The organism is Streptomyces sp. PA03-3a (genome assembly GCF_033792735.1).
GTDB lineage: Bacteria > Actinomycetota > Actinomycetes > Streptomycetales > Streptomycetaceae > Actinacidiphila.
Genome location: NZ_JARAVM010000016.1, coordinates 103840 through 116079 on the forward strand (window position 1 = coordinate 103840; position 12240 = coordinate 116079).

Consider the following 12240-nt stretch of genomic DNA (forward strand, 5'->3'; position numbering starts at 1 on the left):
CGTGCCCACGAGGCTATCCAGTTGCTGACCAGTTCTCCAGCGATTCCGGCACTCGCATAAGGTGCGGGCGCCCCGAATTCCCTTCCTGTCAGGGGACTTGACCCCTCATCTGGTCTATGCCACCTTCCCTTACCAGTGGAAGACCAGTTGCCAAGTGGTAAGCCCTCCCCCACGTGCTCCACCCGACTGGAAGGGGTCCCCATGTCAGGACCGTTCCGCACCACCGCCCGGGTCCGCACCGCCATCGCCGCCTGTACGACGGCGGGTCTCGCCTGCGCCGGACTCGTCGCGTTGCCCGCTTCGGCCGCGGCGACCACACTCACCGCGCAGTACCGGACGAGCGCGTCCGGGGCCACCGCGGACCAGGCCGAGCCCTGGCTCGAGATCACCAATCGGGGCACCTCCTCCGTACCGCTCAGCGAGGTGACCCTGCGCTACTACTTCAAGGCGGACAACTCCACCACCGCGTACCGCTTCGCGTGCTCCTGGGCGGTCAAGGGGTGCGCCAACATCACCGGCACGTTCGGCAACCTCGCCAACCCCACCGCCACCGCCGACCGTTACCTGGAGATCGGCTTCACCTCCGGCGCGGGTTCGCTCGCCGCGGGACAGAACACCGGCGACATGCAACTGCGCTTCTACCGCGCGGACTGGCAGCGTCTGACGCAGTCCGACGACTACTCCTTCAACGGCTCCCGGACGACGTACGCAGACTGGGACAAGGTCACCGTGCAGCGCGGCGGCTCGGTCGTCTGGGGCACCGCTCCCGCCGGCAACGACCCCACGGACCCGCCCACCGATCCCCCCACGGACCCGCCGACCGACCCCAACGCGCCCGCGCTCTTCGACGACTTCAGCTACACCTCCAGCAGCGACCCCGCGCTGCAGAACCACGGCTGGACCGTGAAGTCCGGCCAGGGCGGTCCCGGCGTACCGGGCGCCACGTGGTCACCGCAGGACGTCACCTTCGTGGCGGGCACCGGGAGCAACAAGGTCATGAACCTCCGCCTCACCACCGACGGCACCGCCGCCGGCACCAAGGAGAGCGAGATCCAGACCACCGCCCGCAAGTTCCGCAACGGGACGTACGCCGCCCGCGTGCGCTTCAACGACACGCCGACCGGCGGCCCCGACGGCGACCACGTCGTCCAGACGTTCTTCGCATTCACCCCGCTCAACGCCCCGATGGACCCGAACTACAGCGAGCAGGACTTCGAGTACCTGCCCAACGGCGGCTGGGGCGAGCCGAGCAACATCATGTACACGACGTCCTGGGAGACCTACAACCCGGACCCGTGGAACGCGGTCAACACCCACTCGGAGAGCCGCCAGAGCTACGAGGGGTGGCACGACCTGCAGATCACCATCGACAACAGCGCCATCACCTACTACATCGACGGCCAGGTCTTCGGCTCCCACGGCGAGCCCTACCTGCCGGAGACCAGCCAGTGGATCGACTTCAACCACTGGCTGATCGACCTCACCGGCCAGACGGGCAGCACCCCGCGCTCGTACAACCAGCAGGTGGACTACGTCTACTTCGTCAAGGACCAGGTGCTGACCCCGGCCCAGGTCGCCGCCAAGGTGGCCGCCTACCGCACCGCGGGCACCGCCTTCACCGACACCGTCCCCGGCAGCTGACCGGGCCCCGTGCCGCCGCCCACCGCCACAGGGGCGCGGTGGGCGGCGGCACGGACCGCCCCTACGGAAGCGACCGGCAGTACAGCGCGTCCGGCGTCCGGGAGGAGCCGAAGCGGCCGGTCCAGGCGATGCCCGCGGCGTACTCGCCGTCCGCGCACTGGCCCTTGTACCCGCCGTACGCGAAGTCCCCGCCCGCGCCCGACGCGGGACGGTTGTCGCCCCGGTCGAACCACACGGTGCGCCCGACACCGCCCAGGGCCGTGCCCGCGGTGGCGCACAGCGCGCTGGACACGGCGGTGCCGCGGACCGCGTAGCCCACGAGGAACGAGCCGGCCGGGCACTGGAACTTGGTGTAGCCCGACGCCCAGTCGCCTCCGGAAGGCACGTACCGCTCGTCGGTGACGACCTGGTACGCCCCGGAGGAGGCCCACAGGTCCCCGGCGCCGGTGTCGGTGCACAGACCGCGGTTGCCGGTGTGGGCCAGTCCGATCAGCCGCTGCCCGTCAGGGCAGGCGGCCTTGCGCGCCCCGGAGTCCCAGTCGGGGCGGGCGCGCAGGCGCAGGCTCTGCACGACGTCCCCGTGGTCCGGGGCGAGCATCGACCAGCGGGCGACGGGGGCCACGTACCCGCTGCGGCCCGGGCTGCCGACCAGCCGGGACCAGGCGTCGGCCCGCCAGTCGTCGCCGTCGTACAGGCCCATGCGGTGACCGGCGGAGTCCCAGTGCAGCAGCGCCCAGCCGTTGCCCCGCCGGTTCTCGTGCAGTCCGACCAGCGGCCAGTACGCGAAGTCGGTGTCGGTCTCGACGAGGAAGTCGGTGAAGTTCGCGAACCAGGCGCGGGTTTGCTCGTTCGTCTCCTCCCGGCCGCCGACGCCGAACTCGCTGATCCACAGCGGCGCGGTGTAGTGCCGTCCGGTGTCCGAGGACACGTAGAAGGCCTGCCGCCGCAGCTCCGCGAACAGCTCTTCGCGGCCGAGGTCGCTGTAGCGCGGGTCGTGGGTCTCGCCGATCCCCGTCGCGCCGCTGTGCCGCGGGCCGGTGTAGCCGTAGAAGTGCGCGGAGTACACCAGCTTCCCGGACCGTACGAGGGTGTGGGACAGGCGCTGGACGGGCTCCAGGGTGGGGCGGTCGTGGGGGAGGCCGTCGACGGGCAGGCCCGTCCAGTTGATGCCCTCGACGATCACGAGCAGGTCGGGGTTGGCCTCCTGGAGGATGCGGTCGCCCAGGTGCTGCGAGGCGGCGAACCAGTCGTGGCCGTCGCCGAGGCCCCAGTCGGGGTCGTCCCACACCGAGCGGCGCACCTCGTTGTAGAGGTCGGCGCCGACGACACGCTTGTTGTCGCGGTAGCGGCGGACCATGGACAGCCAGTCGTCCTCCCAGGTGGCGGTGGACTGCGAGGCGTTCCAGCGTTCGTTTCCGTCCACGCCGCAGCACCAGCGGGTGGTGTTGGTGTGGTTGTTGAGGACGACGGCGAAGCCCGCGCCGGTGAGGGCGGTGACGACGGCGTCGTACACCTGCAGCGGCGTCCTGCCGCGCAGTTGGGGGTTGGCGGCCACGGCGTCGTCCGTGACGGGCACGGAGTCGTGGATCATCTCGTTGGAGAAGGGCAGCCGGACGCTGTTGACGCCGAGTTCGGCGAAGCCGGAGAGGATCTCGGCGATCGGCGCCCGGTCCAGGCCGAGAGGTGTGCGGCCGGAGTCCTCGCCTGCGTGGTGGTTCGCCGGGTCGGCGGGATCGCCCGAGCCGTTCCAGGTGCCGCTGGCGCCGTGCCAGTTGCCGGACTTGAGCTTGAAGCGGTTGCCGTCGGCGTCGACGACGTACCGCCCGCGGGTGCTGAGCGGCGGGGTCCAGGACGCGGCGAGCGCGGTGGCCGGCGCGGCGCGCGCCGCGGGGGCGGCGGGGCCCGTGGCTCCGCGGTCCTGCGCGAACCCCGTCGTGGGGGTGAGCGGGCCGAGGAGGGTGACGAGCGCGGCGGCCACGGCCGTGAGGGGCCGGTGCGAAAACGTCGCGGCCATGGCTACGGCACCACGGTGTAGGTGGTGAGCTGGTCGACCGCGGTCATCGGCGAACCGAGGTCGTAGCGGTCGACGGCCACGTACGTCGGCTTCTTGCGTGCCGCGGGCTCGCAGAAGTTCTGGACGCGGTTGAGCAGCTTGCCGTTGTCGGTGGACGCGGTGCCGGCGAGGGTCGTGTCCCGGAAGTGGTTCATGACGAAGAGCGGGCGGAAGCCGGATTCCTCGCGGGTGAGCGGCACGTTGACCCCGCCGCCGTACCAGCGGCTGTAGCAGGACCAGTCGGAGGTGCTCGCGCCGGAGCCCATCGACCAGTAGTTCTCCACCGTCCACTCCTGCTGGTACAGCACGCCGAAGCTGTCGCGCTTCAGTCCGGCGTCGGAGCCGCGGGTCCTGTCGCTGAAGATCATCAACTGCTTGCCGCGCGCGGCCAGTCCGGCCATGGTGGGCCAGCCGTGCTCGCGCACGCCGTCCTGGTCCGGCCGGTAGAGGATGTCGTACAGGCCGTTCACCCGGGAGAGTTCGGAGCGCAGCACCTCGGGGGAGACGTAGTCCTCCAGGAAGACGGTGACGAACTGCCCCGGGTGCTGCCGGAGGAAGTCGACCATCCGCTGCAGGTCCACCCAGAGGGCGACGGGGCGGCTGACCAGCGTGCAGCTGTTGTGGCAGAGGATCGCGCCGTCCGGGGTCTGGTGGATGTCCATCATGAAGCCGCGGACACCGTCGCCCAGTTGCTGCGAGATGCCGCGCGACTGGTTGGGGAAGAGGTTCACGAAGGGCGGGGCGAAGCCGCCGTCGACGCCGTTGGCGTACGCGTTGTGCGCGGTCAGGAAGGTGACCTGGTCCAAGGTGCGTCCGTCGGCGGGCGGCATGGCGGCCCGGGGGAGCGAGGTGGGCGTGAGGTACCACCGGGACAGCGGGCCCGCGGCGCCCACGCGCGGACGCTCGGGATACACGCCCCCGCTCGGCACCTCGCCCAGCGTCAGGCGCTCCGCGGCGCCCGGCACGCCCAGGGCGTATGTGCCGTCGCCGGCCGCCGTGATCTCCCACGCCGCGCTCGCGCCGCCGCACGCCACGATCGCCGCGTCGGTGCCGGAGCGCCCGAGGCAGCGGCCGGCGTCGTCGGTGCTGCGTAATTCCTGGCCCCCGGGCACGGCGACGGCCGTCCACTGCTGGCGGTCCTCGTTACCCTTGGGCCGGTGCAGGGCCACGGTGCCGCCGCTGTCGGAGGCGTTGAGGCCGTTCACGGCGCTCTGTACGAAGAAGGTGCCGCCGGGCGCGGCGACGGCCGCGGCCCCGGCGGGGTGCCCGGGCACCGCGGCGGCCAGGACCGCGGCCGCCACGGCTGCGGCCACCGCGCCGGCGCGGGGGAGGGAGACGGAGCGACTGCTCCGGATGGTAGTCATGCGCATGACATACCACCGGTAACGCTTGCCGTGAAAGGGCGTGTCGGGCCCCTCAGGGCCCGTCCGTCCCGCGGAGCGAGCGCCGCGCCCGTGCCGCCTCAGGCTTCGGTGACGGCGCCGGGCCCGACCCAGGCTTCGACGGCGCCGGGCCCGACCCAGGCCTTGACGACGCCAGGCCCTGCCCAGGCCCCCGTTCGGGCCTCGGACCCCTGGTCCGCCGCGGCGACCGCTCCCGCGGCGATCAGCACGGTGGCGGCGGACAGTGCCAGAGCGGCGGCGGTGCGTCGGATCATCGTAGGTCCCCCCTCGGTCCCAGGTGTCGTCGTCGATCCTGCTCACGAGGGTACGGGGGCGCACCCGGGCGGGGATGAGTACGCGTGCTCAAGCCCGATCGGCGGAACTACTCAGTCGGTGCTCGCCCGCACGCGGACGTGCTGCTGCGGCGGTCGATGACCGCCGCAGCAGCATGTGTCGACGGGGGGCGGCGTCGCCGCCCGGCCGTCAGTGCAGTTGACCGTCGGGGGAGACCGACGGCGTCGTCGCCGGTTCGGCGGGGGCCGCCGCGGACGCGGAGGACGCCGCGGCCCAGGCGGCCTCGGCCGCCGCCGCCCACGCGGGGTCGGCCCAGGAGGTGTCGGCCCGTTCGTCTGGTTCGAGGACGTCCTCGCCGTACAGGTCCTGCAGCCAGTTGCTCTGGTAGATCGTGTCGAGGTAGCGCTCGCCGAGGTCCGGCGCGATCGCCACCGACGTGAGGCCGGGCGCCCCGTTCTTCTCGAGCCAGCTCGTCGCGCCGCTGACCACGGTGCCCGTCGAGCCGCCGAACAGGAAGCCGCGCCGGGCCAGCCGGTGGCAGGCGCGGATGGTGTCCGCCTCCTCGACCAGGACGACCTCGTCCACGAAGGACTCGTCGAGCAGCGGCGGATGGACGCTCATGCCCAGTCCGGGGATCATCCGGCGGCCGGGCGCCCCGCCGAACGTCACGGAACCGACGCTGTCCACCGCGACGACCTTGACCGGCCGGGACCACTCGCGGAACCAGCGGGCGCAGCCCATCAGCGTCCCCGTGGTGCCGGCCCCGACGAACACGACGTCGACCTCGGGGAACTGCCGCGCGATCTCCGGAGCGGTCGTCCGGTAGTGCGCCCGCCAGTTGCCCGGGTTCGTGTACTGGCTGAGCCACACGTACCGGTCGTCCGAGGCGCAGAGCGCGCGGACGAAGTCCAGCCGCGCGCCGAGGTAGCCGCCGTGGGCGTCCGGCCCGGAGATGATGTGCACCTGGCTGCCCAGGGCCTTCATCAGCAGCCTGGTCGACAGGTTGCACCGTGCGTCGGTGACGCACAGGAACCGGTAGCCCTTGCTGGCGGCGATCATGCTCAGTGCCACGCCCAGATTGCCGGACGAGGACTCGACCAGGATCGACTCCGGAGTCAGGATCCCCTCCCGCTCGGCGGTCTCCACCATCTCGGTCGCGGCTTTGAGCTTGATCGAACCGGCGAAGTTGAAGCCCTCGCACTTGAGGAAGAGCGACTGCCCGAAGATCGACTCGAGGTCGACGAAGAGCTGTTCCTCGTTGAAGGCCTGGGGAACGGATATGACTGTCACGATGGCCTCCTCATCTGCAGCGCCTGTCCCGTCCAGACGGGGGAGCAGCGCGTCAGCGGCCGCTGTGTCCTGCACTGATGAGCTTGCGTGGCTGGACCGTTGGTCTTTCCCGGAGGTACTTCCGCATGCGGCTCCTTGTGGTCGGTCGCCGTGGTGCCCGTCCCGGCGTCGGGGGCCCGGGCCCAGGTCCGGGGGCCCGGTGTCGTGGGGGCGGGGTCGCGGCCGTTCATCCGTACCGGCGCATTTCGTGGAAGAAGTCGTCGACGACCTGCAGCTCGCCGGAACGCGCCACCTCGTCGTAGACGTACTTGCCGACCGCGAGGTCGAGGACCCCGAGGCCGAAGGGCGAGAACACCACGGGCCGGTCCTCGCGGAGCGCCACCCGGCCGGCGATCACGTCGTCCAGCGTGCCGGCCAGGAAGTCGCGGGTGCCGGTCTGCTGCTCCGCCAGGTGCGGCGACGTGTCCGCCTTCAGGCAGTGCTCGACGTCGTCGACCACGTTGGTCGAGCCGAGCACGATCTCCGGCGTGAGGTCCCGCAGCGACATGTGCAGCACGAGCGGCTTGTGCCCGAACCAGGTCATGTCCCCCACGTGGGGCCGGCCCGCGACGGTGGCGAAGACCACCAGGTCGCTCTCCCGGACGAGCTGCTCGGGGTTCTCGTACACGGTGACGCGTCCCGGGGCGCCCGTCTGCTCGACGTAGCCGCGGAAGCCCTTGGCGCTCTCGGCCGACAGGTCGTGCACGCCGACCTCGTCGAAGTGCCAGCCCGTGCCCACCAGGTAGGTGTGGATGTAGCGGGCGATCAGCCCCGTCCCGAAGAACCCCACGCGCCGGGGCCGCCGGTCCGGGCGGCTCAGCCGGTCGGCGGCCAGGGCCGCCATCGCCGCCGTCCTGGTGGCGCTGATGATGGAGCTCTCCAGGCACGCCATCGGGTAGCCCGTGTCATGGTCGTTGAGGATGAGCACCGCCGAGGCGCGGGGGATCCCCGCCGCCACGTTCTCCGGGAAGCTGGAGATCCACTTCAGGCCGTCCACGCGTACCTCGCCGCCGATCGAGGCCGGCAGGGCGATGATCCGGGCGGTGGGACGGTCGGGGAACCGCAGGAAGTACGACGGCGGGTTCACCGAGTCACCGGCGGAGTGCAGCCGGTAGGTGGTCTCCACCAACTCCGTGATCTGCTTCTCGCGCCCGTGCAGGGCACGCTGGACCTGGACACCGGGCACCACCGCGAACGGCGGTACGGTGAGCGACCCGGAGGGCGCGGAACCCTGGGCGGCGGAGCGGTTGCTGGTCATGCGGTCGTCACCTCGACGGTCGGGGAGCAGTCGGCCAGGCGCACCGCGTCGGCCATGCCGACCAGCACTTCACGGGAGCCCTCGTAGGCCTCGCGGCTGTGAGCGGTGCGGATGTTGTCGACGAGCATCAGGTCGCCCGTCTGCCACGGCTCGCGGGCGGTGTTCGCCTCGTAGACGGTGTTGAGCAGCTGGACGACGTCCGCGCCGATCGGGTCGCCGTCGCCGAAGCGGGTGTTGAACGGCAGGCCCTCGGCGCCGTACATGTCCACGAGGTACTCGTGCACCTCGGGGTCCATCGTCCATTCGTTGAGGAACGCGATCTGGTTGAACCAGCAGCGCCGGCCCGTGACCGGGTGGCGGACGACGGCACTGCGCCGCTGGCGGGTGCGCAGGGCCCCGTCCGGCTGCCACTCGAAGGCGATGGCGTTGGCGCGGCAGTAGTCCTCGACGGCGGAACGGTCGTCGGTGCCGAAGGCCTCGGCGACGGTCGCCCCGATCTCGTCGTTGTAGCTGCGGGTGAGCAGCCAGCCCTCGCGCTCGAAGCGCTGGACCAGCTCGGGCGGCAGTGCCTCGAGCACGGCCGGTGCGTCGGCCACCGCCGTCGCCCCGCCCTTCTCCGGCGCGGTCAGACAGGCGAACATCATCATGCCGGGGAACTCGAGCCGGTAGCTCAGTTCGTGGTGCATGCACATCGGCTGGTTGGGCGGCCAGTTGGAGGAGGAGTACAGGCCCTCGGCGTAGGTCTGCCGGGACGCGAAGGCCTCCTTCTCGGCGGTCAGCCGGCCGGCCAGCCGCCGGACGACGCCTGCGGCCTTGTCCGCGGCGGTCAGGCCGAGGCCGCGGATCAGGACCGAGCCGTGCTCGGCGACGACCGCGCGCAGCGCGGCGCGGTATCCGTCGGCCCAGCCCGCCGGGTCCTCGACGGCCCCGGTGCGCAGGATCGGGGGTGAGCCGGGCCGCAGCTCGAGGTCGAGCAGGGACGGAGGGGAAGCTGAGGTCGACAACTGCGTCTCCTCTCGGTTCGCGTTCATGGGGAGGCCAGGAGTTCGGCGGCGCGCAGGACCGCCTGCGCCACCTCGTCCGGGCAGGTGCGGGGGAAGTGGTGGCCGCCGCGGGCGAGCTCGTACAGATCGACGTGCTCGGCCAGCAGCCGCCATTCGCGGTACCGGCGGGAGTGGTCCGCCGTGTACGGGTCGTCGGCGGCGACGACCACGGTGACCGGCGCGGACAGCCGCACCGGCGGTGCGGAGTCGAGGGCGTCGGCGAAGTATCGGTGGGCCGCCACGCAGTCGTGGCGGTAGGCGGCGGCGACGTGCTCGGCACGCGTCCTGTCCAGCTCGGCGAGCTGGCCGTAACCCCCGTCGCCGCTCAGCTCGGCGGCGATCTCGGCGTCGCTGCGGCCGGACAGCGCCTCGGCCGCGGCGCGCCGCCCGGCGGAGTCGCCGAGCAGCTGCGCGCCGAGGAACACGCGCTGGACCTCGACGCCCCGCTCCTGCAGCCGCCGGGCGGTCTCCACCGCGAGGGCGGTGCCCGAGGAGTGGCCCCACAGCAGGATCCGGGACAGTCCGCGGCCGGCGATCTCCTCGACCACCGCGTCGGCCACCTGCGCCATCGGGGCGAACGCCTCGTGGCGGGCGGCCGGGTCGTGGCCGGGCAGTTCGACGGCGTAGACCGCGCAGCCCGCGGGCCGCAGGGCCGCGGCCAGCGGCCGGAAGTTCACCGCGTTGCCTCCGGCGTACGGGAAGCACACCAGGGCGCCGTGCGGCTCGCCGTCCGGCTCCGACAGGGCCTGCAGCAGTCCGGGCCGGGCCGCCGTCCGGCCGTCGACGACCTCGGCGAGGTCGGCGAGGACGGGGTGGGCGGTGACGTCCTTGAGGGAGATCGCGCGGTCCAGCAGGATCGCCAGCCGCACGGCCGACAGGGAGGTGCCGCCGCGGTCGAAGAAGTGGTCCCGGCGCCCGATCCGCTCCTGCGGGATGCCGAGCACCGTCGACCACGCCTTCGCCAGGCGCAGCTCGGCGGGTGTGGCGGGGGCCTGCCCGTCCGGCTCCGCGGAGTCCCGCTCGGAGCCCTCCTCGGCGGCCAGCGCCGTCAGGGCCTTGCGGTCGATCTTGCTGTTGGCGGTCAGCGGCAGGCTCTCCCTCCAGTGGAAGGCCGCGGGCACCATGTAGGCGGGCAGGGAGGCCGCCAGGTGTTCGCGCAGCGTGTCCGCCGCGACGGGCGCGGGGCCCGAGTAGAAGGCGACCAGCTGGCTGCCGTCCTCGCTGACGACGACCGCGCCGTCGCGCACGCCCGGCGCATGGACCAGGGTGTTCTCGATCTCGCCGATCTCGATGCGGAAACCGCGGATCTTGACCTGGTGGTCCTTGCGGCCGAGGAACTCCAGCGTGCCGTCCGGGTGCCAGCGACCGTAGTCGCCGCCTCGGTACAGCCGCTCACCGGACCGGTGGGGGTCGGTCAGGTACGTCTGGCGGGTGCGCTCGGGGTCGTTGATGTAGCCGCGGCCCACGCAGACGCCGGAGAAGACGACCAGACCCGGCGCGCCCAGCGGCACCGGGGACAGGTGCTCGTCGACGACGTACACGCGGACGTTGTTGACGGGCCGGCCCAGCGGCACCCAGTCGGTGTCCGGGACCCGGTCCATCACCGCGTGGTTGGTGTCGTCGCTGGTCTCGGTCAGCCCGTAGGCGTTGACCAGCTTCACACCGGGCCGGGCGGCGAACCAGCGCCCGATGAGGTCCTTCTTCAGGGCCTCGCCGGTCACCGACACGCAGCGCAGGTCCGGCAGTTCGCGCGGCTGCCGCTCCAGTGCGGACAGCACGACGTCCAGGTAGGAGGGGACGAGCTGGACGACGTTCGCCCGTCCCTCGACGACCTTGTCGAGGAAGCGGTCGGCGTCCAGGATCGTCTCCTGCTCCACCAGCAGGGTGCGTCCGCCGACGAGCAGCGCCGAGACCAGCTGCCACAGCGAGATGTCGAAGCACTGCGGGGCGGTCTGCGCCACCACCTGCCCCTCACCGATGCCGAGGTCGTCGATCTTGGCGTAGAGGTGGTTGAGGAAGCCCGCGTGCTCGCACATCGCGCCCTTGGGCTCCCCGGTCGACCCGGACGTGAAGTAGATGTACGCCAGCTGGTCGCGGGCGACGGCCACGCGCGGGTCCTCGCTCGGGTGGTCCTCCGCGTAGGCGTCCTCGACCGGCAGCCGCTGCACCTCGGGGAGCGCGGACAGGGCCTCGTCCAGGGTGGCGGTGCTGCCGCGCTCGGTCAGCACCAGGCGGCACTCGGCGCGGGTCAGGGTGTTCCTGATACGGCCGGCCGGGAAGTGCGGCTCGATCGGCAGGTAGGCACCTCCGGCCTTGAAGACCGCCAGCACGGACGCGAGCCAGTCCAGGTTCCGCTCGGTGACCACCGCGACGACGCCCTCGCGCTCCAGACCGCGCGCCAGGAGGGCGTGGGCCAGGCGGTTCGCGCGGGCGTTGAGGTCGCCGTACGTCCACTGGCGGTCCCCGTGGACGGCGGCGACCGCCTCCGGGTGAGCCCGGACCCGCTCCTCGAACAGCTCGTGCATCCGCTGGTCCGGCAGCTTCCTGTGCGGCCCGGCCATCCCGCTGAGCTGCAGCCGGCTCTCCTCGGCCGACAGCAGGCTCTTGCGGGTGTGCTCGGCGTCCAGGTCGGCGGCGATCCGCGCCAGCGCCGCCACGTGGTAGCCGGCGACACGGGCCGCGGCGTCCTCGTCCATGACGTCGGTGGCGTAGCGCAGCCGCAGCGACAGGCGTCCGTCGCGGTCCGAGGCACCGACCCACAGCACGGTGCCGGGGGTGAGCTCGACACCGCCGCCGGACAGGTCGAAGACCGTCTCGAAGAGCGGCTCGGTCAGGTCGAGTTCCTTGCGGAGCGCGTCGACCGGGTAGTCCTGGAAGGCCAGTACCCGCGACTCGGCGCCGTGCGCGTCCAGCAGCAGGGACCGCCACGAACCGGGGCCCGCCGGCAGCCGGCACGGCAGCACCGCGCCGCCCGCGGCGACGTAACCGGTCACGACGTCGGTCTCGCCGCAGAGCGCGGCCAGCACCTTGGCGTGCGCGGCCAGCAGCACCGAGCCCAGCGGGACGGCGACCTCGTCCGCCACACGGCGCACGGACGCCGTGAGGCCGTCGGGGACCGCCACCACGTGCTCGGCGGCGCCGGGGACCGGCTCGGAAGTCCAGCGGGGGATCGCGGTGAACCCGCCCTCGGCGAGCACTCCGCGCCAGAACTCCCGTCCGGCGTGCACTGCCATGTCCATC

The 12240-nt window shown here is 72.3% G+C and carries 8 protein-coding genes; 1 reads left to right on the plus strand and 7 read right to left on the minus strand.

Annotated elements, in window-relative coordinates:
• Positions 1-201 precede the first annotated feature (201 nt).
• Positions 202-1641 (plus strand): cellulose binding domain-containing protein, encoded by a 1440-nt coding sequence (locus tag PV342_RS20770; protein WP_500318259.1) that lies wholly within the window; start codon positions 202-204, stop codon positions 1639-1641.
• A 61-nt stretch (positions 1642-1702) separates the two neighbouring features.
• On the opposite strand, the gene PV342_RS20775 is transcribed toward PV342_RS20770, so the two are convergent.
• The 7 genes from PV342_RS20775 to PV342_RS20805 form a co-directional block, all read right to left on the minus strand.
• Positions 1703-3655, minus strand: a complete 1953-nt coding sequence (locus PV342_RS20775) for a glycoside hydrolase family 5 protein (RefSeq protein WP_500318261.1) — start codon at positions 3653-3655, stop codon at positions 1703-1705.
• 2 nt (positions 3656-3657) lie between these two features.
• Entirely contained in the window at positions 3658-5058 is a 1401-nt protein-coding gene (locus PV342_RS20780) for a phosphoinositide-specific phospholipase C-related protein (protein WP_500318262.1), read from the minus strand.
• A 98-nt stretch (positions 5059-5156) separates the two neighbouring features.
• On the minus strand, positions 5157-5351 hold the full coding sequence (locus tag PV342_RS20785; RefSeq protein WP_500318264.1) for a hypothetical protein: 195 nt from the start codon (positions 5349-5351) through the stop codon (positions 5157-5159).
• A gap of 208 nt (positions 5352-5559) precedes the next feature.
• The gene (sbnA, locus tag PV342_RS20790) at positions 5560-6660 is read right to left on the minus strand and encodes a 2,3-diaminopropionate biosynthesis protein SbnA (protein WP_018560762.1); all 1101 of its coding nucleotides are present in this window, start codon (positions 6658-6660) and stop codon (positions 5560-5562) included.
• A gap of 226 nt (positions 6661-6886) precedes the next feature.
• Positions 6887-7957: a 2,3-diaminopropionate biosynthesis protein SbnB gene (sbnB, locus tag PV342_RS20795; RefSeq protein WP_500318266.1), complete on the minus strand. Its 1071-nt coding sequence runs from the start codon at positions 7955-7957 to the stop codon at positions 6887-6889.
• Complete coding sequence (locus PV342_RS20800; RefSeq protein WP_361008705.1) at positions 7954-8988, minus strand: TauD/TfdA family dioxygenase; 1035 nt, start codon at positions 8986-8988, stop codon at positions 7954-7956. Before PV342_RS20800 ends, sbnB begins: the two co-directional genes overlap by 4 nt.
• Positions 8985-12239, minus strand: coding sequence for a non-ribosomal peptide synthetase (locus PV342_RS20805; protein WP_500318269.1), 3255 nt, complete (start codon positions 12237-12239; stop codon positions 8985-8987). The genes PV342_RS20800 and PV342_RS20805 overlap by 4 nt, the downstream gene beginning before the upstream one ends.
• Position 12240 lies beyond the last annotated feature (1 nt).

Coding starts and splice junctions, on each gene's coding strand:
- PV342_RS20805 (WP_500318269.1), bottom strand. CDS start 12,239: ATGGACATGGCAGTGCACGCCGGACGGGAGTTCTGGCGCGGAGTGCTC.
- PV342_RS20775 (WP_500318261.1), bottom strand. CDS start 3,655: ATGGCCGCGACGTTTTCGCACCGGCCCCTCACGGCCGTGGCCGCCGCG.
- PV342_RS20785 (WP_500318264.1), bottom strand. CDS start 5,351: ATGATCCGACGCACCGCCGCCGCTCTGGCACTGTCCGCCGCCACCGTG.
- sbnB (WP_500318266.1), bottom strand. CDS start 7,957: ATGACCAGCAACCGCTCCGCCGCCCAGGGTTCCGCGCCCTCCGGGTCG.
- PV342_RS20770 (WP_500318259.1), top strand. CDS start 202: ATGTCAGGACCGTTCCGCACCACCGCCCGGGTCCGCACCGCCATCGCC.
- PV342_RS20780 (WP_500318262.1), bottom strand. CDS start 5,058: ATGACTACCATCCGGAGCAGTCGCTCCGTCTCCCTCCCCCGCGCCGGC.
- PV342_RS20800 (WP_361008705.1), bottom strand. CDS start 8,988: ATGAACGCGAACCGAGAGGAGACGCAGTTGTCGACCTCAGCTTCCCCT.